Source organism: Paenibacillus sp. MCAF9, assembly GCF_052114265.1.
Taxonomy (GTDB): Bacteria; Bacillota; Bacilli; order Paenibacillales; family Paenibacillaceae; genus Pristimantibacillus.
The window spans coordinates 311,288-335,586 of sequence record NZ_JBFREL010000005.1 but is presented as its reverse complement, the minus strand read 5'-3'; the positions used below and the strand labels follow the sequence as shown (position 1 = coordinate 335,586).

24 protein-coding genes are annotated in these 24,299 nt (G+C 43.3%); 5 read left to right on the top strand and 19 right to left on the bottom strand.

The features are described 5' to 3' along the window. Positions 1-2 precede the first annotated feature (2 nt). The 10 genes from AB4Z45_RS11790 to AB4Z45_RS11745 form a co-directional block, all read right to left on the bottom strand. The gene (locus AB4Z45_RS11790; protein ID WP_441909429.1) at positions 3-782 is read right to left on the bottom strand and encodes a 2-keto-4-pentenoate hydratase; all 780 of its coding nucleotides are present in this window, start codon (positions 780-782) and stop codon (positions 3-5) included. A 64-nt stretch (positions 783-846) separates the two neighbouring features. Then, the gene (locus AB4Z45_RS11785; RefSeq protein WP_441909428.1) at positions 847-2,313 is read right to left on the bottom strand and encodes an aldehyde dehydrogenase; all 1,467 of its coding nucleotides are present in this window, start codon (positions 2,311-2,313) and stop codon (positions 847-849) included. A gap of 11 nt (positions 2,314-2,324) precedes the next feature. Next, positions 2,325-2,789, bottom strand: a complete 465-nt coding sequence (locus tag AB4Z45_RS11780; RefSeq protein ID WP_339203834.1) for a RidA family protein — start codon at positions 2,787-2,789, stop codon at positions 2,325-2,327. A 13-nt stretch (positions 2,790-2,802) separates the two neighbouring features. Continuing rightward, entirely contained in the window at positions 2,803-3,348 is a 546-nt protein-coding gene (locus tag AB4Z45_RS11775) for a 3-hydroxyanthranilate 3,4-dioxygenase (protein ID WP_339203835.1), read from the bottom strand. A gap of 189 nt (positions 3,349-3,537) precedes the next feature. After that, positions 3,538-5,652 (bottom strand): stalk domain-containing protein, encoded by a 2,115-nt coding sequence (locus AB4Z45_RS11770; RefSeq protein ID WP_441909426.1) that lies wholly within the window; start codon positions 5,650-5,652, stop codon positions 3,538-3,540. Positions 5,653-5,979: 327 nt separating this feature from the next. Further along, a complete protein-coding gene (locus AB4Z45_RS11765) occupies positions 5,980-6,633 on the bottom strand; it encodes an amino acid ABC transporter permease (RefSeq protein ID WP_441909424.1) in 654 nt (217 codons plus the stop codon). A gap of 14 nt (positions 6,634-6,647) precedes the next feature. Continuing rightward, a complete protein-coding gene (locus tag AB4Z45_RS11760) occupies positions 6,648-7,301 on the bottom strand; it encodes an amino acid ABC transporter permease (RefSeq protein ID WP_441880947.1) in 654 nt (217 codons plus the stop codon). Between the two features lie 75 nt (positions 7,302-7,376). Continuing rightward, positions 7,377-8,165, bottom strand: a complete 789-nt coding sequence (locus AB4Z45_RS11755) for a transporter substrate-binding domain-containing protein (RefSeq protein ID WP_441909423.1) — start codon at positions 8,163-8,165, stop codon at positions 7,377-7,379. A 26-nt stretch (positions 8,166-8,191) separates the two neighbouring features. After that, positions 8,192-8,956: an amino acid ABC transporter ATP-binding protein gene (locus tag AB4Z45_RS11750; protein WP_441909422.1), complete on the bottom strand. Its 765-nt coding sequence runs from the start codon at positions 8,954-8,956 to the stop codon at positions 8,192-8,194. Next, entirely contained in the window at positions 8,895-9,917 is a 1,023-nt protein-coding gene (locus tag AB4Z45_RS11745; RefSeq protein WP_441909421.1) for an amidohydrolase family protein, read from the bottom strand. Before AB4Z45_RS11745 ends, AB4Z45_RS11750 begins: the two co-directional genes overlap by 62 nt. A 349-nt stretch (positions 9,918-10,266) precedes the next feature. On the opposite strand from AB4Z45_RS11745, the gene AB4Z45_RS11740 reads away from it, so the two are divergent. The 4 genes from AB4Z45_RS11740 to AB4Z45_RS11725 all read left to right on the top strand — a co-directional run bounded on the left by AB4Z45_RS11740 (position 10,267) and on the right by AB4Z45_RS11725 (position 14,232). Next, positions 10,267-10,884, top strand: coding sequence for a TetR/AcrR family transcriptional regulator (locus AB4Z45_RS11740; protein WP_441909420.1), 618 nt, complete (start codon positions 10,267-10,269; stop codon positions 10,882-10,884). Between the two features lie 120 nt (positions 10,885-11,004). Next, positions 11,005-12,144, top strand: coding sequence for an alanine dehydrogenase (gene ald, locus AB4Z45_RS11735; RefSeq protein ID WP_441909419.1), 1,140 nt, complete (start codon positions 11,005-11,007; stop codon positions 12,142-12,144). A gap of 16 nt (positions 12,145-12,160) precedes the next feature. Continuing rightward, positions 12,161-12,367: a 4-oxalocrotonate tautomerase gene (locus AB4Z45_RS11730; RefSeq protein WP_441909417.1), complete on the top strand. Its 207-nt coding sequence runs from the start codon at positions 12,161-12,163 to the stop codon at positions 12,365-12,367. 113 nt (positions 12,368-12,480) lie between these two features. After that, positions 12,481-14,232 (top strand): methyl-accepting chemotaxis protein, encoded by a 1,752-nt coding sequence (locus AB4Z45_RS11725; RefSeq protein ID WP_441909416.1) that lies wholly within the window; start codon positions 12,481-12,483, stop codon positions 14,230-14,232. A 103-nt stretch (positions 14,233-14,335) separates the two neighbouring features. Here AB4Z45_RS11725 and AB4Z45_RS11720 read toward each other — a convergent pair whose 3' ends face one another. The 5 genes from AB4Z45_RS11720 to AB4Z45_RS11700 form a co-directional block, all read right to left on the bottom strand. Next, on the bottom strand, positions 14,336-15,007 hold the full coding sequence (locus tag AB4Z45_RS11720) for a hypothetical protein (RefSeq protein WP_441909415.1): 672 nt from the start codon (positions 15,005-15,007) through the stop codon (positions 14,336-14,338). Further along, the gene (locus AB4Z45_RS11715; RefSeq protein WP_441909413.1) at positions 15,000-15,686 is read right to left on the bottom strand and encodes a hypothetical protein; all 687 of its coding nucleotides are present in this window, start codon (positions 15,684-15,686) and stop codon (positions 15,000-15,002) included. Before AB4Z45_RS11715 ends, AB4Z45_RS11720 begins: the two co-directional genes overlap by 8 nt. A 14-nt stretch (positions 15,687-15,700) precedes the next feature. After that, a complete protein-coding gene (locus AB4Z45_RS11710; RefSeq protein ID WP_441909412.1) occupies positions 15,701-16,330 on the bottom strand; it encodes a DUF4004 family protein in 630 nt (209 codons plus the stop codon). A 165-nt stretch (positions 16,331-16,495) separates the two neighbouring features. Next, positions 16,496-17,128 carry a hypothetical protein gene (locus AB4Z45_RS11705; protein ID WP_441909411.1) on the bottom strand — a complete coding sequence of 211 codons (633 nt, stop codon included), beginning with the start codon at positions 17,126-17,128 and terminating at the stop codon, positions 16,496-16,498. A 138-nt stretch (positions 17,129-17,266) separates the two neighbouring features. Next, positions 17,267-17,776, bottom strand: coding sequence for an ankyrin repeat domain-containing protein (locus tag AB4Z45_RS11700; RefSeq protein WP_441909410.1), 510 nt, complete (start codon positions 17,774-17,776; stop codon positions 17,267-17,269). A gap of 192 nt (positions 17,777-17,968) precedes the next feature. Between AB4Z45_RS11700 and AB4Z45_RS11695 the strand changes: the two genes are divergently transcribed. Then, on the top strand, positions 17,969-18,388 hold the full coding sequence (locus tag AB4Z45_RS11695) for a GNAT family N-acetyltransferase (RefSeq protein WP_441909408.1): 420 nt from the start codon (positions 17,969-17,971) through the stop codon (positions 18,386-18,388). A gap of 76 nt (positions 18,389-18,464) precedes the next feature. On the opposite strand, the gene AB4Z45_RS11690 is transcribed toward AB4Z45_RS11695, so the two are convergent. The 4 genes from AB4Z45_RS11690 to uvrA all read right to left on the bottom strand — a co-directional run bounded on the left by AB4Z45_RS11690 (position 18,465) and on the right by uvrA (position 24,299). Further along, positions 18,465-18,779: a hypothetical protein gene (locus AB4Z45_RS11690; RefSeq protein ID WP_441909407.1), complete on the bottom strand. Its 315-nt coding sequence runs from the start codon at positions 18,777-18,779 to the stop codon at positions 18,465-18,467. A 64-nt stretch (positions 18,780-18,843) separates the two neighbouring features. Continuing rightward, on the bottom strand, positions 18,844-19,848 hold the full coding sequence (locus AB4Z45_RS11685) for an alpha/beta fold hydrolase (protein WP_441909539.1): 1,005 nt from the start codon (positions 19,846-19,848) through the stop codon (positions 18,844-18,846). Positions 19,849-20,057: 209 nt separating this feature from the next. Further along, positions 20,058-21,224 (bottom strand): MFS transporter, encoded by a 1,167-nt coding sequence (locus AB4Z45_RS11680; RefSeq protein WP_441909406.1) that lies wholly within the window; start codon positions 21,222-21,224, stop codon positions 20,058-20,060. A gap of 168 nt (positions 21,225-21,392) precedes the next feature. Beyond that, positions 21,393-24,299, bottom strand: a complete 2,907-nt coding sequence (uvrA, locus tag AB4Z45_RS11675) for an excinuclease ABC subunit UvrA (protein ID WP_441909405.1) — start codon at positions 24,297-24,299, stop codon at positions 21,393-21,395.

Here is a 24,299-nt window from a genome sequence, read left to right as displayed (position 1 = left end):
TCCTACTCGAATGCTACGGATACCGACCCGATAGAACCAAATCGTGCTTCGATGTGGTCTCCGGCTTTAACCTGAACCGCTCCTGACAAAGCACCCGGCAAAATAATTTCTCCAGCCTTTAATGAAATATCAAATTCACTAAGCTTGTTCGCAAGCCATGCAATCGCATGGGCTGGATGTCCGAGTGCAGCTGCTCCCGCTCCCGTTGCGACTTGCTCGCCATTTTTAAATAAAATCATTCCAAGATCGCGTAAATCTATATTGTCGATAGACGTTTTTTTCTTCCCGATCACAACTTTTGCCGATGAACCATTGTCAGCTACCGTATCGATCAGCTTGATTTTCCAATCCGCAATTCGGCTATCAATAATTTCTAATGTAGGCACAATATATTTTGTAGCTAGCAGCACATCGAGGAACGTTACATCCGGCCCCTTCAGATCCCGATCAAGGATGAAGCCGATTTCCGCTTCAATGCGAGGTGCGATCATTTCCTTTGCTTTTACGATGCTTTGATCTTGCACTTCCATATCATCAAGCAAATGTCCATAATCCGGCTCATTGACATTCAGCATCGTTTGCATCGCTTTGCTTGTTAGTCCAACTTTCTTGCCTATAATGTGACGACCTGCCTCCAGCCTTTGCTTGACGACCTGCAATTGTACGTGATAGGCATCGGTTACAGTTATTTCCGAATAACGTTCAGTAAAAGGTGCGATAGCCACTTTTGTCGCTTCCGCTTCCAATAGTTCACTTGCCAGCGTATTGATGATTGGGTTCATAGTAAATGTCCTCTCTTTCCTCCTAAAAATAAAGCGGATGGTGACGATATCGTCACCATCTTCCTTATAGCTTCATCGTGATCGATTTGGCTTCTGTATAGAAATCAAAGCTATGACGACCGCCTTCACGGCCGATTCCACTAGCTTTCGAGCCTCCAAATGGGGTACGCAGATCGCGGAAATACCAGCAATTAATCCAAAACAATCCGGAGTTTACAGAAGCGGCCACACGATGTGCGCGGCGCAGGTCATTCGTCCAAACGACGCCAGCAAGTCCATAAATCGAGTCGTTTGCTATTCGAATCGCATCTTCTTCTGTCTTGAATGGAATGACCACGAGAACCGGTCCAAAAATCTCCTCCTGCGCAACTCGCATCTTGTTGTCTACATCATAAAGCACAGTTGGCTTATAGAAGTTGCCATTTCCAAGCCCTTCGACGCGTGTGCCTCCGCAGCCGAGTTTCGCACCCTCAGCGAGTCCTATCTCCACATAGCTGTGGACCTCTTCGAGATGTGATTTGGATACGAGTGCCCCCATATCCGTCTCTTCGTCAAGCGGCATACCTACTTTTATTCGATTAACAGCTGCAATAAATTTTTCCAAAAACGTATCGTATACGCTTTCATGAAGCAGCATACGTGAGCCGGCAAGACAGATTTGTCCTTGATTACGGTAGATGGCATCGATTGAGCCTTTCACAACTTCATCCAAATCAGCATCTTCAAAAACGATATTAGCTGATTTGCCGCCCAGCTCGAGAGAAACTGGAATCAATGATTCTGCTGCATTTCGCATGACCGTCTTACCTGTACCCGACTCGCCGACGAATGAAATTCGGCGAACATAAGGATGGGAAGCCATAATTGTGCCAACCGTGCTGCCTGATCCGGCAATGATGTTCAATACGCCCGGAGGAAGCCCAGCTTCATTTGCAATTTCCCCAAGAACAAAAGCACTGAGCGGTGTGTTCGAAGCTGGTTTAACAACAACCGTATTGCCAGCTGCAAGTGCTGCCGATACCTTCCAGGTCATTTGCATGAAGGGCAAGTTCCAAGGAATAATGATGCTGGTTACGCCCGCTGGTGCATATTTGGTATAGGACATCATGCCTTGCTTTTCAAAATTTTCAGCATGATGATAGAGTGCCATTTCGGCAAAAAATCTCATATTCGATGCCGCTCTCGGTATATCAAAGCCACGGCTTTCTTTAATCGGCTTGCCGACATCAAGTGTTTCTAGTACCGCAATTTCTTGATACCTTTGCATAATCAAATCGGACATGCGGCATAAAATTTCGGCTCTTTTCTCTACTGTCATATGGCTCCAAATACCGCTTTCGAACGTTCTCTGCGCTACCTCGATCGCCCTGATCGTATCTGCTTCATTCGCCATTGCCACTGAGGCCAGCTTCATATTCGTTGCCGGATTAATCGTATCGAATGTGGCACTCGAAATGGAATCTACGAATGCGCCGCCGATAAATAGCTTCGCATCTTTTACAGCAGGATTTGCTATAATGTCATGATTCATCTACAGCCCTCCTACTCTTCAATTTCGAGAGTCATTTCAATTTCAATGGCTGTATTGTTTGGGAGCTGCGCCATTCCAACCGCGGATCTTCCATGCTTGCCCTTATCTCCGAAAACATCAACCAGCAAGTCAGATGCGCCATTCATTACTTTCGGCTGCTGCGTGAAATCTTCTGTGCTATTTACGAAACCTAAAATTTTGACCACACGTTTCACTTTGCTAAGCTCGCCGAGCTCCTGCTTCACGACTTTTAATAAATTAATCATCGATTGCCGTGCAGCCAGATAACCTTCCTCGACGGTTAAATCCCTGCCCAGTTTTCCATGATACTCATCTACCCCCTGACCTGCTGTGAAGAGCAGGTTCCCCGCCCTAACGCAGGTTACATAATTGCCTACCAGCGGACGTGAGGAGCCAAGCGTAATGCCAAGCTTTTGCAAGTTTTCTTCCGGTGTTGCCAGCGCTTGATTTTCCACCTAAGTCACCTTCTTATTCTGGTTTCCATTCCTTAACTTCTTCAGACATTACATGTCCGCATGATTTGCAAGTACGCACTTCTATATTTGAATTGAAGCTGTGGATCGCTCCTTTTACCTGTGTTTCAATATCGGTTAACTGTACGGTAACGCGGTGCATCTCGTGATTGCAGCTCTCGCAAAACCATACAAAATCCTCTAGCTCCCCTTTGTCGCGTTTGCGCTCAATAACGATGCCAAACGTGTCAGCCACACGATGCGGTGAATGCGGTACCATTGCCGGCAGCATGAATACTTCGCCTTCATTAACGGCAACAACCTTACGCTCGCCAGCCTCGGTAATACATTCCACATAACAAGAGCCCTTCACTTGATAGAAGAACTCATCGGACGGATCAATGTGAAAGTCTCTGCGTCTGTTCGGCCCGCCAAGCACCATGGCAATAAACTCAGAATCTTCCCATATTACCTTGTTATTAACGGGTGGTTTGAGCTGCTCCTTGTTATCTTCAATCCATTTCAAAAGATTAAAAGCGGTTAATGATTTAGCAGTTGCCATAATAAACCCTCACCTTCAAATCGATATTTTTTGGATAAAAGCTGATCTTGTTTTCACTATAAGATAATGTCGACATCGTGTCAATATTAATATTGACGATATGTCAGTTTTATTTGAAAGCGCATTAAAAAAGGGAAAAGACCGCGTCGCCAATCGGCACTACTGCGGTCTTCTCCCTGCCAAATCATCTTAAATACTAGTCACAACTATCGCCTTATCATCCTGATTCCACACGGCTTTACTTCCGGTTGCTAGTTCAATAAAGGAGATCGGAATATACGTTGTACCGCCCACCATGACTGAAGAAGCAGCCATCGGTTTCTTCACTCCATTCACCGTTGCTTCCTTCTGCCCAATCTGCAGTTGAATGGTAACGCCGTCTTTTGTCCCCGTTACCGTCTTGGAAGCACCATTCCATTTCACTTCATAACCTAATTTCTCAAAAATAGTACGTAAGGGAACGAGCGTTGAACCATCTTTGCTAAAAGGCTGTGCCGCCAAAGGAAGTGCCGCCTCACCGTTAAGCTGGAGACTCGCCTTAGGCAGTCCGCTAACAGGATCACCAAGAAGCGGCGAAGAAAGGACGTACATCCCATGACCAGAGAACACCCAAATTAAATGGCGATCCCATTCTACAAAGGTGCCATGCACGGGATCAGATTGATCGCTCATATACTTTTTACCTTCATCGTCAGTCAATTCGCCTGACATTTTCGGCACAAAATAAGCAGCAATCGTTGGTTTTAACGGATCTTTAAGATCAAACATTTGAATGCCTGCATTGTAGAATGCATAGGGCATATATTGTTGGCTTGGCGTACCTGGCTGAATTTCAGCATAGCCGGTACGCTTCGGTCCGAAGCTGCCTCGACGCTGGCAATAGTCCGTAAACGGCGCATCTGCCGGCGGCGTTGGACGCGGCATAATCGTTGCTATTTTCGGATTTAGCGAATCTTTAACATCAATTGCGTAAATTTCTTTATACGGCTCATGGCAATCCTCGCTGAGCGGATAACCGCTGTAATAAACCATGCCTGTCGTCTCTACTTTACTGACGTCGATATTATCGCCCTCAGTGCCTGCAAAGCTCATCGGCATTTCAAGATGCGATACCGTCTTCATATTGTTCGGATCAGAAATATCTACAATGTAGAAGCCTAATCCCCCCATCGCTGCATAACCGTATTTTCCGCCTTCTTCTACTGTCTTCGGAATAAACAACGGCATTCGCGATCCCATCCAGCTTGTTTTATTACCCGCTCGCGGATTTAGATTATATTGTGCTTCTTCGCCGGTGCGTTGTCCAGGTACTGACCAAATCGATAGCTGCTTTGGTTTTGTTGGATCAGAGATGTCATAGACAAGCTGTGCACCTGAATAAAGATAGGTTTTATATTCTGTGTTCGCGTAGCTGTCGTCTGGAGCACCTGCAACAAATAAATATTTATCGCCGGAATAGACTGGGATATCTTGGCATCCAGATCCCTGCTGAGGCTTATCTTTGGAGTAAGCGCTTGAATCAAGCGGCGTCTCGGAAAGAATTTTCCAATCCGTCCAGTTCGGGCCGTTCACCTCGTAAATTCGGAAGCCGCGCAGCATTTCAAAGTCGCGAATTGCCTTTACTTCGTCTGGATTCGTGTACTTATTCGTTATTTTGCCGTAGCGCGGAACCTCATAGCACTGAACAGCTAAATTTTTATCTAATTCCTCGTTGTACTTCACGTTAAATGGGCCAAATTGATGTTCACCCGCTTGTTTATCGATCCATTTTGTCGTAATAAGCTCGGCCTTTAGCGGATCCGTTATATCAAACAAATTGTATTGATTGGTCTCATAGTCATACAAATAGCGACGTCCATCCAAATCAAAGGATGTTTGCCAGCTGTGTCCGTACCCCGCTACGAATGGATAGAAGGCTTCAACCTTCATGTTTTTAATATATTGATTCAAGTCTAGATAAGGCAAGCTGCCGTTGAACGGCTGTGGTCCTTCATTTTCCGGCATGACCGTCGGATGAGTAAATACGCCAGTCTCTACATTGTAACCCCAGCTGCCTTCTGCTGGTTCGGCGGGCTCACCTGGCAATCTTTTATGCGTTTCGTCTACTGGATACGGTTGTCCGGCATCAGGTGCATTCACGTTGACGCCTGTGCGCTTCGCAACATAGGCGCCTGAATTGGATTCTGCCTTAACGGCAGTTGTATCAGAGGATGCAAAGATAGGTAAAGACGGAAAGATAAGCGTACTAACAACAGTTACGAGGAGAACACTACTAAAAATTCGCTGCCTGACCGCTTTTTTCATCAGTTCAAAACCTCCAGGAATAAAATATTCATCACCTTTTGGAAACGCTTGCAATTGATCTGATCGAGCAACCCTGACAAAACATTCATGCTGTTCTTAGCTCGAACGTATTCAGCCCCTTTAACAGCCTCCTTCAAAAACATCAGATGTAATTCCAGAATCATCCTAACAATATATTGAATATGACACAGTGTCAATATGATTAATTTCATTTTTTTGTCATTCTTTTATTCTGAAAAAAAGCTGCAACGACAAATAAGAGTCTGTCGAAATTACCATTCGCCAAGACTCATTTTCAGTCATCATTCCCCTATCGATCACACAACATTAAATCGTTAATCGTCTTTCCAATCTGCGTGCAAGTAAAGAAAGCGTATAATTGACGATGAAGTAAAGAATAGCGACTAGCATTAAAATTGGAATAACAAACTTAACATTATAGTTATAAATAATTTGTGCACTTCGCATCATTTCTGGGAGTGTAATTACGATAGCAAGCGATGAGCCTTTGAGAATAGAAGTACACTCGCTGACGATAGGCGGAATCATCCGTTTTAGCGCTTGCGGGAGAATAATATGCCATATCGTTTGGACATAGGTTAAGCCGGAAGCCCTTGCAGCCTCCACCTGCCCCTTAGAAATGGAATTTAAACCGCTGCGGACAATTTCACATAACATAGCTGACGCATAAATCGTCAAGCCCGCAACTGATGCGGTAAACACGTCCAGCTTTAAGCCAATTTCCGGCAGTGCAAAAAAGATAAAGAAAAAGACGAGCAGAAGCGGAATGTTGCGAATTAAACCTACATAGAGAGCAATGATTCTCGCAATAATAGGAATTTTGGCATATCTAATAATGCCCATGATCGTACCAAATACGAAGGCTAATACAATAGAGAGAGCTGATACTTCAATCGTTACTAAAAATCCTTTAAGTAAGTAAAGAAGATTATTCGCTGAGTTAGCACCTATGAAATCCATGACAGCTCTCCTTTCTAATCGCTCGCCGATAATTTCCGTTCTAGATAGCCGATAAAGAGACTGAGCGGAAGCGTCAATATTAAGTAGAAAATAGCTACAAAAATGTATACATCAAATACAATAAACGTATCTGATGAAATAATGTCCCCGTAATACATAAGATCCTTGCCGGATATCGATCCCAGAATAGCAGAGCCCATCACCAAATTTAGAAATTGATTGCCAAGAGGCGGGATAACAACTTTAATCGCCTGCGGCAAAATAATATGTCGCATCGTTTGAATGTAAGTAAGTCCTGATGCCCGCCCCGCCTCAACCTGCCCATGAGGTACTGCTTGAATTCCTGCCCTAATCGCTTCTGCAATATAGGCACCCGAATATACGGCTAATCCAAGCGTTCCGCTTACAAAGGCATTTAATTGGATCCCTACCGCCGGTAAACCAAAATAGAAGAAAAAGATTTGTATGAGCAAGGGCGTATTTTGAATAAATTCAATATACATCGTCGCCAAGCCCTTAACGGGCTTCACGGGAGAAATCTTCATGACGGCAACGATCGTTCCAATCACTAAACTTAATAGCAGCGCGAGCAGACTGACCTGAAGCGTTGTTAGAAAACCAGCCCAAAATTGTTCCCTGTATTCAAGTAAAATTGAAAAATCCAACATCTAACTCAGTCCTCTCCGCTTCTAGATGTCTAAGGAGATAAAGGGACGAATGAACGCATTCGTCCCCTCCTGCCATTATTCTGGTTTTTGTTTTAACCATTTTTCATATATTTTGTCGTACTCACCGGTTTCTTTTAATTTTTTTAGCGAAGCATTAACCTTATCCAGCATTTCTTTATCGCCTTTTCTCACTGCGATTCCCCATGGCTGATCTTCAATAACACCGCCAACTAGTTTATATCCCGGGTTTTCCAAGGCAAGTCCCATTAAAATAGCATTGTCAGTCGTTAGCACATCACCTTTGCCCGTGCTAAGCGCCGTAAACGCTTCGCCAAGGTTCTCATATTCAGATACGACTGCTTCCGGTGATTTTTCTTCAATTACTTTGCCGTCTCTCGTTCCTTTAACAGCGATAACCTTCTTGCCCTTTAAATCTGCAATACTTGTAATTGCTGAATTCTCCGGCACGAGCAGTGATTGCCCTGCACTGAAATACGGATCAGAGAAATCCACTTCCTGCTTTCTCTCTTCTGTAATTGTCATCGTCCGAACGATCAGATCGATGTCGCCATTTTTGAGCATCGGTATTCTTGTTTTACCATTCACTTCAACATATTCAATATTGTCTTCCGAGCCCGTGATGTCTTTTACGATAGCTGCTGCAATATCGAGGTCAAAACCTTTGGTTTTGTTATCTCCCGTGTCAACATAACCAAATGGAAAAGCATCTGCGCCAATTCCGACGGAAATTTTTTTCTGATCCTTGCCTGATGCCGGTTCTGCTTTACCTCCGCACCCAGCCATACTAACAGTAAGCAACACCGATGCAACCGTTATACTTAAATTCTTCTGCCATTTCTTCATACGTAAATCCCCCTTATTCCCTTTTATTAATGAACCAGAATTCGACTAAGAAACAATCTCGTTCTGTCTTCACTTGGACTGGAAAAGAAATGTTCAGGTTTTCCTTCTTCAACGATCTGACCTTGATCCATAAATATAACGCGATCGGCTACTTCACGTGCGAAGCCCATTTCATGCGTAACCACAACCATAGTCATGCCTTCTCGTGTTAGCGCTTTCATGACGTCTAAAACTTCACCAACCATTTCAGGATCTAATGCAGATGTCGGTTCGTCAAAAAGCATGACTTTCGGCTTCATTGCAAGTCCCCTTGCAATAGCAACCCTTTGCTGCTGACCGCCTGATAGTTTGGAGGGGAAAACATTTGCTTTCTCCGTTATCCCAACTTTATCAAGGTAATACATAGCCAGCTTCTCAGCCTCGTTCTTTGGCATGCCTCGTACTTTGATAGGTGCAAGCGTGATGTTCTCAATAACTGATTTATGTGGATATAGATTAAAATGCTGAAATACCATTCCAATCTCTTGCCGCATGACATTAATATTCGTGTGCTTGTCATTCACTTTATGGCCATTCACAACAAGTTCTCCAGAAGTAACATTCTCCAATCGGTTAATGCAGCGCAGAAGCGTGCTTTTTCCAGATCCTGATGGACCAATGATGACAACCACTTCTCCTTCTTTGATGTTTAGATCAATATCTTTCAGGACGTGGTTCGAGCCATAATGTTTATTTATTTTGCGAAATTGAATCACGCGGTGAACCTCCGATACGAAAGAATTTTGCAGCATTTCCGCCAAATAAAGCGGCCTTTTCTTCTTCGGTTAAGTTGAGGCTTTGTTCGATGACCTGGCCTGGAGGAACCTCCCTTAGCAAAAAGGGGTAATCAGAGCCCATCATAATTTGTTCATGACCAAATCTATCTATCATGAATTTGAGGTTAAGAGGATCGAACACTAAAGAATCATAAAACATTTTTTTGGCATAATAGCTGGGCGGATGCGTTGTTAAACGAAGCTGCGGCCATACGTTCCACCCTTGATCAAGCCTTGGCAGAATATAGGGAAACGATCCGCCGCCGTGAGCAAAACAAACCTGCAAATCTGGGAATCTCTCCATTAGGCCGCTCCAAACAAAAGTAGCTGCCGCTAGAGCCGTTTCGCTTGGCATGCCTATCGTATACATGAAATTATGCCTTGGCGTTCTATCTTTTCCGAGTGTCTCCCATGGATGAATGAACAAGGGGACCTTCCATTCTTCAGCCATTTGGAAAAATGCAATAAAGGAAGGATCGTCTAAATTTTTGCCATTTATGTTGGAGCCGATTTCAATTCCATTTAAATGAAGCTCATGCATGCAGCGATCCATTTCACGAATAGCGGCATCAGCGTCCTGCATCGGGACGGTACCGAGCCCGGCAAAACGGTTTCTATGCTGCGCGACCTTTTCAGCTATAAAGTCATTCTGAATGCGTGACATCTCTATTGCTTCATCTAATGGTGCCCAATAAGAAAAGGTAACTGGAATTGGAGACAAAACCTGCATATCGACGTTTTCCCTATCCATATCCTCTATTCTTTTTTTGGGGCTCCATACTTGATCCGTTACTTCACGAAATGATTTGCCGGCTACCATAATCGTAGCACCGCAAGTACATGTTCGATTTAATATCGGCCATCGATCTCCCCCGTATTTCTGATAAAAATCGGGAAGCTGCTCAGGTATAATATGCGTATGCGTATCGATTCGCATGATTTGAAACCTCCTTATAAAAGGGATATCATTCTAAGTAGAAAAGCATGAGCTGGGAATAAAGATGACGAGATGTCAGTTTTTTTGAAAAAAAACACCATCGAATCCCAAATGAGGTATACTATTTAAATAAACCGCTTACAAATTGTGCATCCTTTGTAAACTTTCAGCTTGGATATCTATCATATTATGATGATTATGACATCATGTCAATAAGAATTATACAAATTTGATTTTGAATGATAGTCGATGAACCGCCATTCTTTTTTATATTTACAATAGGGATGTCATTCGACTAGAATGTATAGTACTCTACAGGCAATATTCTCTTGAAAGGTTGAGATCCTATATGGAAAACGAAATAAAAGATATCGACGGTCGACACCTTAGATCGCAGCAAACGAGGCAAAAGCTTTTAAAAGCAGCCAGAACCGTTTATTTAAAAGAAGGCTTCCAGAACAGTACAATTAATCAAATTATTAAATTGGCAAAAACCGGTTATGGTACAGCCTATACCCATTTTACCGGAAAAGATGATTTTCTAATCGTATTGATGGAAGACGTCATGCAGCAGTTTTTTGATATCGCGAATATCTCCTTCCAACCGACATCCAAAGAAGAGGCTAAAAAGGTCATTAAGAGTCAAGTACTCACCTTCTTCCAAATAGCCGAATCAGAACGAGACATGATGAAAGTGTTTGCTGAAGCTATGGGACTCTCATCCGCGGTAAATACAAAATGGGAAGAAATACGACACAAGCTTATTCAAAGCATAACGACTGACATCACCTACTCTCAGCAGCATGGTTTAGCTCGAACAGACTTAAAAGCAGAGCTCGTTGCATGCCAATGGTTCTATTCGAATGAAATGTATCAATGGGATATTGTTCATAACAGACACCAATATACTCTCGAAGAAATTGCGAATACCATCACAACTATGTATACCGACGCTCTTTACTTATAAGGGCTCGGTATGCCTTTTTGGCATTCTTGCACAATAATATTGACACTTTGTCATATTTATTTTATATTGATGCTGCGTCAACTTGTTTGCACAAAATTGGTTGAAGGGATGGAAAAGCAGATGATTATCGGGGTTCCAAAAGAAATTAAAAACAACGAAAACCGTGTCGGAATTGCACCAGCCGGAGTAACGGCCTTCTTGAACAATGGTCATGAGGTTTGGATAGAAGCGCAAGCAGGAGCAGGCAGCGGATTCTCGGACGCTGACTACTTAGCCGCAGGAGCTAAAATTGTGTCCACTGCTCAGGAAGTCTGGTCTGCAGAAATGGTTATTAAAGTGAAAGAGCCGCTTGCAGAAGAATATGTTTATTTTCGTGAAGGCTTATTATTATATACCTATCTTCACCTTGCTCCAGAAGCAGAGTTAACGAAAGCATTGGTCGATCGCAAGGTCGTGGCCATCGCCTATGAAACAATTCAATTCGATAATGGAGCTTTGCCGCTGCTCATGCCAATGAGTGAAGTTGCCGGACGGATGTCGATCCAGATCGGTGCCCAATTCCTTGAGAAGCCGCATGGCGGAAAAGGTGTTTTATTAGGCGGCGTGCCTGGGGTAGCACCTGGTGAGGTGGTCATTATCGGCGGCGGAATCGTTGGTACAAATGCGATTAAGATCGCTGTCGGATTCGGTGCTTCTGTTACCGTCCTCGATGTAAGTCCAGATCGCCTTCGGCAGCTTGACGATATGTTTGGCGGGCGTATTCGAACGCTAATGTCCAATAGCTATAACATCGCAGAAGCGGTGAAAAAGGCTGATCTTTTAATCGGTGCTGTTCTTATTCCAGGAGCGAGGGCTCCTCGCTTAGTTACCGAGGAAATGGTTAAAACGATGCAGCCTGGGTCTGTCATCGTCGACGTTGCCATTGATCAAGGCGGTTCTATTGAAACGGTGGATCGTATTACTACCCACAGCAATCCTACCTATGAAAAACATGGTGTCATCCACTATTCCGTTGCGAACATGCCTGGTGCCGTCGCTCGAACTTCTACGATTGCTTTAACTAATGTAACGATTCCTTATGGCGTACAAATTGCCAACAAAGGGTACAAGCAGGCTGCTCTAGACAACAAAGCTATTGCTAGAGGAATTAATATTGCTGAAGGCATTGTAACCTATAAAGCGGTTGCCGATGCACACGGATACGATTACATTGACATTTCCGACTATTTGAATACCCCTTCTAAGCAAGTTGCCTTGTAAGGGAGAATCATTAGATATGCCAATCGTAACGATTCAGATGATGGAAGGAAGATCAACCGATCAAATAAAGTCTCTTATTGCCAGCGTAACAGAGACCATTGCAGCAGAATTGAACTCTCCAAAAGAGCGAATTCGCGTTTTAGTTACAGAAATCCCCTCCACCCATTGGGGAATTGCCGGTGTTCCAGCAGCAGAAATTATTGCTCCGCCTAAACATACGTAGTGACTTCCACCTGCATAAATTCAGCCACTTTATTGGACGGTGAGATCGGTACCGCCAATGATGGTGGCTATTTGTTTTGATAACTGTTGCTTAGAAAAGGGGTTTACCTAATAATGAAACAAATCAGCAATTCTAAACAAATGAAACTATCTTTTTTTGGAAAAAACCTTCTTCTCTCCGGTTTGAACATCGTCTTGATTGCACTTATCCTCATTGCAGCCAGCTATTTTATCCAAGAACGAGTTTTAGTCAAAACTTTAAATCAACAGGCAGAAGGTTTTGCAGCGCTTGCTGCAAGTGAATTCGAATTAGCCGAAGTTAAAGAAGCTTTCCAAAATCATGACGCAAACAGTCCGCTCCATAAAAAACTTATTGGGAAAATAGCTCATTTTCAAAAAACGAACAACAGTGTATCCCAATCCTATCTATACTCTGTTGATATCGCACAAGGAAAAACGCCGATTCTGCTAGCCGTCCCGCAAGACTATATTGACTCCGGCTACACGCCGGGCACCGCTTATGAGCAATCCCCCGTTATGCTGAAGGTCATGAAAAAGCTGCTCGAAAGCAAAAAAGCAGCAACAACAGACATTTACACAAACAGTTATGGACAATGGATAACCGTCGTTCATCCCATCATGGATGAGCAGAACAATGTCATTGCAGCATTTGCGATTGATCTTCATGCGGATATCGTCTCCGAAGGAAAAAAAGAGCTGCTCCTATGGACGGTATCCGTTCTGATAGCAGCGCTTCTCGTCATTTTGATTATCCAAATTGTTGTACTGCGCAAGTTGCTTTCACCTATTAAAGAGTTGAACGGTGCTTTTCGTAAAGTTAGCGAGGGTCAGCTTGATGTGAGCCTGCCTACAAATCGTCTGGATGAATTAGGCTTATTGAATGCCCGTTTCAATGAAATGATATTAAGCTTACGAGACATGATTAGTGGTGTGCAGCAAAATGCCCATCAAGCAACGATTCAAGCGAATGAACTAGCAACGAATGCCGAGCAAAATTCGAAGTCGCTTAGTGAGGTTTCACACCGCATTCGCCAGGTTGCTGCCGGCGCAGAAACGCAGGAACAGGTAGCCTTCGAAAGCTCTCGTGCAATGGAGGAAATGGCAGCAGGCATACAGCGTGTAGCCGAATCCGCAGCTAGTATGGCGGTTGCCTCTGAGGATATGTCTGAGGAAGCCTCACAAGGTAATCTCTATATTACAAAAGTTATCCATCAGATGGATGGCATTCATCAATCCGTTCAACACTCGACTGCTTCCATCAACTCGCTAAGCGATCGTTCTAACGAAATTGTGCAAATTGTCGAGGTCATTGCTGGTATTGCGTCACAGACCAACTTATTGGCACTGAATGCCGCCATTGAGGCGGCCAGAGCCGGCGAACAGGGAAAAGGATTTGCAGTTGTCGCAAGCGAAGTTAGGAAGCTCGCTGATCAATCCCATCAGGCTGCCACTCAAATTGGCGTATTAATCCTTGAGATTCAACGAGAAATAACGCAGGCGGTACATGCCATGGATGAAGGAACGAAGGAAGTAACACAAGGCATGTTAATCGCGGAGGAGACGGGAGACAAATTTCAAACCATATATGCGGCCACGCAGAATGTTGCTCAGCTGATTCAAGAGGTTTCAGCCATATCTGAGCAAATGTCAGCGGGCTCTGAGGAAGTCGCCTCCTCTGTTCAGGAGCTCTCAACTATAGCTGAAAGCTCTTCAAAGGCTGCTATTGACGTCGCTAATGCATCGGATGCACAGCTCGATTCTACGAAGGAAATTAGCGCTTCCGCTGTATCACTTAATGAAATGTCCAAGCAGCTGCAAACATTAATTAGCAAATTCAAACTATAAAATAAAAAAATGCGTCGGCAGAAATAAACCATACACTCTGCCGGCGCATTCATTCCCCCCCAAAAATGGGGAAAGCTTGTTTTGTTCAGTGCGTATAAAAAAATCATAGTTTTACCTTGTTTTTCACAACTGCACTCTTATGAATTTTCAGTTCATCGCGGTATTCCACCGTCTCAATATCGCAGTCTATACCTATAATTACATTCTCTCCTCTAACGATACTTGCCTTCGTATAATGAAGCTCGATGTTATCGCCCTCGATCAACCCCGCATTGAATATGACCCCGTCCATCGATTTCATCAGCCTCAGCAATGTTCCCACTTTGCTTCTTTTAATTTTGATTTTGCTGCCTCCGACCTCTTTGGCAAAGCTAGGTCCGAACATACTAATAGCTAGCTGATCTGAGCTTAATAATCCATCGATATTTACTGCGCCATTTATGTGCAGCTCTTCCGCTTCACAATCACCTGTTGCATCCAATTGACCCGTTAATTTAATTTTGTCTACTCTAACTCTTCCTTTTGACTTCATCTCACCTCGTCCTTGCAAGCTAAGCCCATTTAAGCTGCCGTCAACAGCACATACGCCCGTTATCTTCATATCTTTCGCAGTTAAATTCCCAGCGATCTTGACTTCTCCCGTCAGCCTGAGCTTCTTACAATCCACATCACCGTTAAATTTACATTCGCCTGTTATATTCACATTTTGATAAAACCCGCCCGCTGACGTTGTTTCACCTAATACTTTCAATGGATTCCGTATAGGCTCAGTCACTAACCTTCTCCTCCTTCATAATTGCAGCGCCGGGATGTACGGACAGCTTCGAGCGATATTCTACTCGTCCTATCGAGCAGCCCTGACCAATGATGACAACATTACCCCTAACGATATCTGCAGTTGTAAATTCAATATCAATATTGTCGCCTTCAATGACCCCAACACGCAGCTCAGGCTTTAGCTTCGGAATAATTCCACTGAATAATTTATTCCACATTCCCACCTCTGCCTGCCTGATGACCAGGTTTTCCACGCCAATCTCATTCGCTTTTCCTTGGCCTTGCAGTTGAAACTCCAGCTGGCCCGCACTGAGCAAGCCGCCAACCGTGAAGCCGCCCTTACCTGTAAAATGCTCTAGCTCACAATCACCTTTTATGCTCATCATGCCATTTAATTCACAGCTCTCGCCGCTAACTCCGCCCGCGATAGTAAGCAAACCATCCGCCTTCATATTTCCAAATTTCATATTGCCTTTTACATCCATCGTACCATTAACTTCAAGCTCATCTGCCGTAAGATGTGCCTTCATTCGTATATGTCCATTTCCCTTAAATCTGCGCGCAACAATAGGTCCGCTTACTTTGCCAACACCATCTATAGATACGTTATCGTAGCTTCCACCTGCGGCACCGCTAACTCCATTAATCTTTAAATCTGACAGTTGATATTCCGTCATCGCTCTTCCCTCCATTAAGAAAGCTTCCCTTTTAATTGTTCAATCAAATCACCTAAGCTTAGCTTGGCAACAAGCCTTACACCTTCGTCAAATACTAATTCAGTTGGCGAGTGCGCCATGATAAAGGAAGTCATCCCCATTTTTCGAATAAAAAATAGATCCCAGCTCTTTCCCTCGAACTTCCTGACCTTCTCGTTCAAGGTTTGAAACAACAGTTCTGCTTCCTCTAAGCTCAGCTCTCCGAGGCCAAGCAGATAGTCAACTGCAAATAAATGCACAAGCTCGTCAAAAGAATATTGTCCACCAATTCCAGATAACGCTCCAAACCTGCTTAGGGTCATAGACGAAACAATGTTACGTTCTCCGACTTCTGCAGCAGTCAATGTCATACCGTTAATAGCGGACGTATCAGATAACTTACCTGCTAGATCATCTAACGAAAGATCATCCTTCATATTAATGATGTTATGGATGCGCGCTAATATCGTCTGTTTTGGGAAAAAGGTTTCTTGTCCTGTAAACGTTGATTTTCGAATAAACCATTCCTCAGGAATAAGCTTCTTTCGTTTCCAACGATATAATTGCCCATACGAAATGCCGGTTAAATCCAGCAGCTCCTTTTTCGAAATTAAATCCTTATCCACTATAATCACCTCTCGAAATGATCGTAACATAACACTGTTACGTTGTAAATGAGAATATCGCAATAAAGAAAGGTTAGGCTGGCTTGCTATTCTTCATTTATATAAAAGAAAAAGGCAGCTCCCGATTCAATTACGAATCAGAAGCTGCCTTTTGATGAAAAAATTTTAGGAATTTATACCATGTTCATTTCGGATGTTATACATGCCTTGAATTAGCAGCTCCGCAGGATCCCGGTTCAACTGCAAATGTGTCAACAATAGATGTAACGGAATAGCGCAAACGTTGTTTCCGTCTTTAATCGTTGGAAATCCAGCTTCAAAGACTGGACCGTGTTCTTCGTTCCAAGCTAGACCCGCATGTACCTGTTCCGGAGCAAACTCTTCCGTCACAGCTGTTATACATTGCGGAACGAGGATTTTGTCGATTACCGCTTTAGCCTCCTCTTCGCTTGCAGCGGCTTGTGAGAGAGGTTTCCCACCCTCGTTCTCCATAAGATCGACGAAGAAAGAAGCCATCCACACCGCAGGATCATTCCCCGATTGGAATCTATTGACCAACTCATGCAGGAAAAATCCGCAGGAATATACGCTGTCCGACTCATCCTTCACATGAAATACAAAAACTGGGCCATAAGCTTCGTGGTTCAACACTTGTCCTTCAACATCGTTAAATTGCATTTTTAAAGCTACGATGCCATTATGGTGAACAGCCTTAATAAGCTCCGCCCATTTCTCCTCGGTCATCGCCGAATCCTTACTGTTTACTTCCTCATTTGTTGTCTCATTGTTTATTGTCATAGTTCTACTCGTCTCCTATAACAGCATCATCTTGTAAATCTCGTTTTTTCACTAGCCTATCCATCAGCAAGCTTTCTGCTCTTTAATTATAGATTACCACAATTGTTTACTTTGTTTATATGCAAGTATTTTCCAGACTCATAATCGCCTGCGAAGAAACTCAGCCACATTATGGTTTCCTTGTTTGACTGCAAGAGACAAGGCGGTATGCCCTTCTGGATCTTTAGTGGTTATATTTGCTCCATGCTCAAGCAATACGCGAATGATTTCAATATTATCATCATGAAAAGCTGCAGTATGCAAGCAAGTATGACCATTGCTGTCCAGAAGATTAGTATCGGCATGATGCTTCATAAACAAATTAATGAGATCTATATTCCTTTCGCCTGCAATTGCAGCATGCAAGGCTGTATTGGAGGGAATGAAAGAAATCCTGGAATGAGATACAGCATTAATGTCAGCACCATAGTTAAGCAATACCTGTGCTGCTTCTTTATTGCCAAAATGTGCTGCGAAACCGAGTGGTGTAAGACCATCCTTATTTTCGGTATTTGCAAGGCTCGGTTGTGATTCCAACATGCTGGCAAGCTGGGAAATATCCCCTGACTGGATCGCTTGAAACAAATCGTCGATCAACGGACCATTCATTTATTTCCACTCCATTTCAACTGGTTTCATTCTACAACATTACCAAACTTTAATAGATGATTTCAAATATAATAAAATACGCTTATAAACTATTTTTTACTGCTTCTGCTTCGAGCAAATGTGATAGATTAAAATAGATAGGCATTTTTGCTTGCATGAGGTAAATGCAGGGATTAGAGAGGCGTGTGAAACATGGAATTATATATATCAAATGAATGGAATAACGATGATAAATCGTATGTTAGCAGCAATATGTTTGCTTTTAATTTAAAGCATTTCCCTGAAAACTTGAAAGGGCGGTATCAGGAAGTTAATTTGTTTCTAAAAAACGCTGATGGTCAAATTTTCGGCGGGCTTCTTAGCGAAATATGCTGGAACTGGATGCAGATCGAGTACTTATTTGTTGCGGACGAAATTCGTAAATCAGGTTATGGCAAACAGCTTTTAGCCGAAGCAGAACAAATAGCTAGAGCGAAAAACTGCGATTTTATCAAACTGGATACACTTAGCTTTCAAGCACTTGATTTTTATAAGAAGCAAGGCTTCGAGGTGTTTGGATCGATACCAAATGCAGGCGGTTATACGCACTATTATTTAAAAAAAGACCTTTAACCGCTTTGCTTTTCTAATTAGAGTTCCACATTAAAAAACCTCCATCGAAGGATGGAGGGAACCTTGTCGATACTGCTTATAAGAAAAACAGTTGGACGATGCCTAGCACTACAGAAGCTGTAATGAATAGCTTGGCTGCTGTATCGCTGTGCTTGTACTTTAGAACCACGCCAATAATGGCTAGCATACCGAAGCAAACGGCTATTATCCGAGGCATAACCAGATTGCTTGGAAAAGAAGTAACATTTAAAAAACTAATAAAAATACCGAGCGCTGCTGTAAACAGAAAAACAATCGTATTTTTCGGGGGATCTTTCACCATATACAGCAGCGCAATACTGATTAGACAAACGAAAGCAATAACTATAAACATAATCAATAAAAGTGCCATACGATGCTCCTCCCTCATCTTTCCTTCTTACCTAATAAATGAAGAATTGAAACATTCATGTCTTCTAGTGAGCAAGCTGCTTCCATGTTTTATTGAGCCACTCCGCGAATAACGCTTTCTCCTCGAATTGCGGATAATGAGCCGACTGTTCAAACAGAACAAATTCTTTCACAGGAGCATGCAGCACGTCAAAATATTGTTTTGCAGCATTCACCGATGTCATATAATCATATTTCCCCATCACAAAATAACAAGGAATATCCAGTGTCTTCACTACATCAATAATATTATTGCTCGCTTCCTCAGCCAGCAGTATCTTTTGCGTTACAGAAATTCCTCTTAAATAGCGAACAACATCAAGCAAATTATACTCAGGCTGAAACAGAAACCCTTTGTAATAATCCATGTTGTCATCAATTAACCTTGCTGCCCCGCCATATTTTCGAATGATCGATCTAGGCGTCGTTTCCTCCCCTTTTTCGATTGGTCCTCGAAGAGACTCTAATCTCTCCACTTCCTTGGTATTGTCAGCCAGCTTTGCCTGTTCTATAACGTATTGTAAACTATCCAATTCGCTCGTAACCGTATCAGCCACTTGCCCAATTCCGATATAAGCCGCAAACTTGTCAGGTGCCTTAGCCGCAGCTTTCATCCCAATGTATGTGCCAAAAGAATGACCGATCAGCAGCACTTTCTGTTGTCCAAATTTCGCGGTAACGTAATCGGTCAATGCAAGCAGATCATCCACAAGCACGTCTGTCGTTAAATTAGAATAGTCTTCAAAAAAATGATAAGATTTCCCGCTCCCGCGCTGGTCATAATGCACGATTGTATAATTTTTTTCAAGCAGATCTTGATATTTCCTTACATACGGAATTTCAGAACAACCCGGGCCGCCATGCACAAAAATGACAATCGGATTGCGTTTGTCTACTCCTCTAATCATCACTTCATGCCCAGTACCATTGATTTCAACTTGCTCTAACGTACTAATGCTGTTGTCATCTTTAATGCGAGGTGTCCACGTTGGGAATATCAATCCGACCAGAACAATTAGAACGATGATCATAATAGTGACCTTCCCTATTTTTATTATTTTCCTATTCAAGAGCTGGCTCCTTCAAAACGTTATTATCCTTTCATTATAAATGATTTCATTTTGACTTCATAATTAACGATTTCTCGCTAAACATTATGGAGAAATGAAAAAAACGACATCGCTGTCGTTTCTCATAGTTATGATGATACAGATGTATTGAATTAGAAAACTGATCCATATTATGATGCAGCTTCATCTGATGCAGAGAGCCTTTTCCCATAAACCCGATATAGAATGAGACCAAACAGCATGCCTACAAAAGATATGGCTGAAATAGACAAGTACAACGTTTTTCCTCCAAAGCTATCATACACGGCTCCACCTACATAGGAGGCTAAAATGCCTGAAACACCAAAAAACAGCAGCGCAAGCACCGTTTGGCCAGTGGCGCGCCATTCGGTTGGAACTATGCGATAAAGATACTGAATAGCTGCTGAATAGAACACCGGGAAAGTCAACAGCTGTAGAATTTGCAAATACGCGAGTATGTGCGGATCGGTAATCCAAGCTGACAGGAAAAACCGAAGGAAATAGAACACGGCTGAAAACGAAATAATAAGCAGCTCTTTACCTTTGCGCATCCACCAAAAGCTCAGAGCGAACACTACAATTTCACTGCCTGCTGCTAAGAAGAACGCTTGACCAACCAATTCGGTACTCCCGCCAAGCTCACGAATGTATACGCCAAGAAAGGTATCGTTCATCCGTGCAGGGACGGAACAGATAAACACCAAGAGCAGAAACATTAGTGTCTCTTTATTGCTAATAAAATGCTTGAGACTCTTTAAGGTAACCGGCTTGCCTGTCACAGGCGCATCCGGCATGATCCAACCTATAATAAAACTGATTAATCCGATTCCTCCAAAAAGCAGCGCCAAGCTATGTTCACCGAAATAAGAGATAACATAACCTGTAAGCAGCGCTGCTAAGGCATAACCCAATGCGCCATAAGTACGAATAGAGCCATAGCTGGTTCCTGAAGATTCGGCAATTGTAAAATTCAAGCTTTCCGTTAATGGATCGATGGACATGAGAAAGAAGTACAGCAGCATCGCGTACAGAATTAGCTGCGGGTAACTGCTGGAATCATAAAGCAAATAACCAATGATGGTTGAGAAAAATAACAGTACCAACAATACTTTACGAATGGATTTGGTTCTATCGCTTATCATCCCCCATAAAGGTTGAGCGATGAGCGTAACAAATCCGCCTGTTCCAATAATGAAGCCAATTTGCGAAGGACTTAGTCCTTGTACATCTAAATAAACAGGAAGGAATGAAATAAACATAGCCAGCAGTGCAAAATACAAAAAATTAAAGCCTCGTAATAAGTTTGATGCCTTCATAAAAGTTTAGTTCCTCCACTTGTTTCATAAAAATAGCTATCTCAATCTTTTATTCTACCATGAAATGAACGTTTATATGTGGATCAAAATCAAAAAACGGCATCTCTGCCGTTTTTAATTACCAACTTATACAATTGAATTCATTTTCACCGCGACTTCTATCATTGATCATGCAAGCTCTAGATTAAACGGTTCCCCAGCCACAAGCATCTCACGCAAAAACTTACCGGTAAGTGATCCTTGTGTCTGTGCTACCTCCTCAGGCGTACCGCATGCAACGACCATCCCACCGTTATTTCCACCTTCTGGTCCCATATCTATGATGTAGTCCGCTACTTTAATCATATTCAAATGATGTTCAATAACGACGACAGAATGGCCGGCGTCTACGAGCTGATGAAGACAATCGATCAGCTTCTGAATATCCTGCAGATGCAAGCCCGTTGTCGGCTCATCGAGAATATAAAGATTATGGGACCCCCTAGATAATTTACTTAGCTCCGTGGCGAGCTTTATCCGCTGAGCTTCTCCACCAGACAGCGTCGTTGACGATTGTCCGAGTCGTAAATATCCTAGACCCAACTCATTTAAAACATTCAATTTATGCAAAATATATGGTTGGTCAGAGAAAAACAAAGCCGCTTCCTCTAGGCTCATCTCCAAAACCTGAGCAATGTTCTTCTCACGAATGCGAACATCAAGAACTTCCTCGTTGAACCTAGCTCCTTGGCATACCGGACAAACGGATTCTACATCCGGCATAAACTGAAGCTGAGTCGTTACCATTCCTTCACCTTGGCAATTTTCGCATCTCCCCCCATTTTTCTGATTGAAGCTGAAATCATTTTTCGTCAATGTATGTCCGCTTGCGCTAGCAGCCTTCGCATATAAATCACGAATTTTATCAAAGAAACCTACGTAAGTTGCCGGATTGGATCTTGTGCTTCTTCCGATCGGTGATTGATCAATGTTGATCGTACCAGTTAAATGCTCATGCCCCGACAATGAATCATGCTCTCCAGGAACAATTCGCGCATCACGGATGACGGCATGAAGCTGCTTGCCGATTACTTCGTGGATGAGTGTGCTTTTGCCTGAACCAGAGACGCCTGTTATACAAACCATAACGCCAAGCGGAATGTCGACATTAACATTGCGCAAATTGTTCGCCCTCGCTCCTCGCAGCGATAAGGTCATCCCACTAGGCTGTCTGCGTGTTGCCGGCACCTCAATATTTCGTTTGCGCGCCAAAAAAGAACCTGTGATAGAGTCTGGATTGTCTCGAAGCTGTTCAGCCGTTCCCTCTGCCACAACATTTCCTCCATGCAAGCCTGGACCTGGGCCGATTTCGATAATGTGATCGGCACTGCAGATCGTATCCATATCATGCTCCACAACAATAATTGTATTGCCGATATCACGAAGCTTTCTCAAGGTGTCGATGATACGAATGGAGTCTCTCGCATGCAGGCCGATACTCGGCTCGTCCAGCACGTAAAGCATCCCCATTAGTCCCGAACTAATTTGCGTAGAGAGACGAATTCGCTGTGCCTCACCGCCAGAAATCGTATCGGAGCGGCGTCCAAGACTTAAATAATCAAGCCCTATATCAAGCAGCAGGTTTAATCGCGATTGGATTTCGGAAGCAACCTGCTGACCCACATTAGCCTGCTGCTCCGCATACTTTACGGATGACAGAAATTCATTCAATTCGACAAGCGAATAGTTGCTAAGCTCATGAATGTCTGCGCCTCCTACCTTCACACGGAATCGCTGCGGACGCAGCTTCTTCCCTTCACAGTCGGGGCAAGTATGCTCGACCATCACACGCTTGTAAAACTCATCCTCACCTGTGGATTGTGTTTTGCGTTTTAAGTATAGCTTGTACCACCAATTGATAATATGAACTAAACCAGCAAAGCTCATTAGCTTGCCAGCATGACGGAATTGTGACTTCGAGGCTTCCTCTCCTGGGAGGAAAGGGAATTTCTCACCTTTGGTACCGTACATCAAGATGTTCTTGATTTCCTCCGGCAAATCCATGTAAGGTGTATCCAAGCTGAACCCGTAATGGCTCGCAAGACTCCTTACGCTTGACCAATGCCAAGTGCCGGTGCTCGGACCAAGAAGCTTCGGATCAATTGCTCCTTTGTTAATGCTTTTGTCCGCGCTTTTAATCAGGAACCTAGCTTCGGCTCGCATAAATGTTCCAATGCCGCCGCAAGTGCGGCAAGCGCTGCTTGGATCGTTAAAAGAAAAGTAATTCGCGCGCAGCTCTCCCATCGTAAGCTGATGTTCTGGACATGCAAAGCCCTGGTAGAACCGATCACGGTCGAGCTTCGTTTCATCTGGAGTATTTGCGATATCGAATCGGATAAAACCTTCCCCGACCAGCTTTAAGCTGTTCTCAATTGTCTTCAAAAGTGCCTTAAACGAATCCGGCTGGACAATAATCTTGTCGACAACAACTTCTATTCGGTAATCGGCCTCTTCATCCAGCTCGATCGTATCACTGAGACTATGCTTCTTCCCGTCTATACGAATCATTCGAAACCCTTTGGAACGAATTTCATCGAAGGTTGTTTCATAATTTTCACCATAAATTTTATAAACCGGAGCAAGCACCTCAAGTTCTGTCCCAATTGGCAGCTGACGGATATGATCGATCATTTGTCCTGCTGATCTAATCGGTACGGGATGCTCACAGAAAGGGCAGCAGGCTTCTCCAACCGATGCGAAGAGCAGTCTCATAAAGTCATAAATATCCGTCATCGTACCAACGGTTGAACGCGGATTAACAATTCCTTTTTTTTGCTCGATAGCAATGACAGGGGACAGTCCAAACACAAAATCAACATCCGCTTTCTTAAGCTGGTTCATCCGGCTCTTAGCAAACGTTGAAAGCGATTCCAAAAATCTGCGTTGCCCTTCTCCATAAATCACCTCAAACGCCAGCGACGACTTCCCCGATCCGCTGACACCCGTGATGACCGTCAGCTTGTCCCGCGGAATGTTCACGTCTATATTTTTTAAGTTGTTTTGTCTTGCACCCTTAACTTCAATAAACTGTCTCAT

What these genes read in the sequence shown, in the direction of transcription:
- AB4Z45_RS11790 (WP_441909429.1), bottom strand. Translation starts at nt 782, where the DNA reads ATGAACCCAATCATCAATACGCTGGCAAGTGAACTATTGGAAGCGGAA.
- AB4Z45_RS11785 (WP_441909428.1), bottom strand. Translation starts at nt 2,313, where the DNA reads ATGAATCATGACATTATAGCAAATCCTGCTGTAAAAGATGCGAAGCTA.
- AB4Z45_RS11775 (WP_339203835.1), bottom strand. Translation starts at nt 3,348, where the DNA reads ATGGCAACTGCTAAATCATTAACCGCTTTTAATCTTTTGAAATGGATT.
- AB4Z45_RS11770 (WP_441909426.1), bottom strand. Translation starts at nt 5,652, where the DNA reads ATGAAAAAAGCGGTCAGGCAGCGAATTTTTAGTAGTGTTCTCCTCGTA.
- AB4Z45_RS11765 (WP_441909424.1), bottom strand. Translation starts at nt 6,633, where the DNA reads ATGGATTTCATAGGTGCTAACTCAGCGAATAATCTTCTTTACTTACTT.
- AB4Z45_RS11760 (WP_441880947.1), bottom strand. Translation starts at nt 7,301, where the DNA reads ATGTTGGATTTTTCAATTTTACTTGAATACAGGGAACAATTTTGGGCT.
- AB4Z45_RS11755 (WP_441909423.1), bottom strand. Translation starts at nt 8,165, where the DNA reads ATGAAGAAATGGCAGAAGAATTTAAGTATAACGGTTGCATCGGTGTTG.
- AB4Z45_RS11750 (WP_441909422.1), bottom strand. Translation starts at nt 8,956, where the DNA reads ATGCTGCAAAATTCTTTCGTATCGGAGGTTCACCGCGTGATTCAATTT.
- AB4Z45_RS11745 (WP_441909421.1), bottom strand. Translation starts at nt 9,917, where the DNA reads ATGCGAATCGATACGCATACGCATATTATACCTGAGCAGCTTCCCGAT.
- AB4Z45_RS11740 (WP_441909420.1), top strand. Translation starts at nt 10,267, where the DNA reads ATGGAAAACGAAATAAAAGATATCGACGGTCGACACCTTAGATCGCAG.
- ald (WP_441909419.1), top strand. Translation starts at nt 11,005, where the DNA reads ATGATTATCGGGGTTCCAAAAGAAATTAAAAACAACGAAAACCGTGTC.
- AB4Z45_RS11730 (WP_441909417.1), top strand. Translation starts at nt 12,161, where the DNA reads ATGCCAATCGTAACGATTCAGATGATGGAAGGAAGATCAACCGATCAA.
- AB4Z45_RS11725 (WP_441909416.1), top strand. Translation starts at nt 12,481, where the DNA reads ATGAAACAAATCAGCAATTCTAAACAAATGAAACTATCTTTTTTTGGA.
- AB4Z45_RS11715 (WP_441909413.1), bottom strand. Translation starts at nt 15,686, where the DNA reads ATGACGGAATATCAACTGTCAGATTTAAAGATTAATGGAGTTAGCGGT.
- AB4Z45_RS11705 (WP_441909411.1), bottom strand. Translation starts at nt 17,128, where the DNA reads ATGACAATAAACAATGAGACAACAAATGAGGAAGTAAACAGTAAGGAT.
- AB4Z45_RS11700 (WP_441909410.1), bottom strand. Translation starts at nt 17,776, where the DNA reads ATGAATGGTCCGTTGATCGACGATTTGTTTCAAGCGATCCAGTCAGGG.
- AB4Z45_RS11695 (WP_441909408.1), top strand. Translation starts at nt 17,969, where the DNA reads ATGGAATTATATATATCAAATGAATGGAATAACGATGATAAATCGTAT.
- AB4Z45_RS11690 (WP_441909407.1), bottom strand. Translation starts at nt 18,779, where the DNA reads ATGGCACTTTTATTGATTATGTTTATAGTTATTGCTTTCGTTTGTCTA.
- AB4Z45_RS11685 (WP_441909539.1), bottom strand. Translation starts at nt 19,848, where the DNA reads ATGATCATCGTTCTAATTGTTCTGGTCGGATTGATATTCCCAACGTGG.
- AB4Z45_RS11680 (WP_441909406.1), bottom strand. Translation starts at nt 21,224, where the DNA reads ATGAAGGCATCAAACTTATTACGAGGCTTTAATTTTTTGTATTTTGCA.
- uvrA (WP_441909405.1), bottom strand. Translation starts at nt 24,299, where the DNA reads ATGAGACAGTTTATTGAAGTTAAGGGTGCAAGACAAAACAACTTAAAA.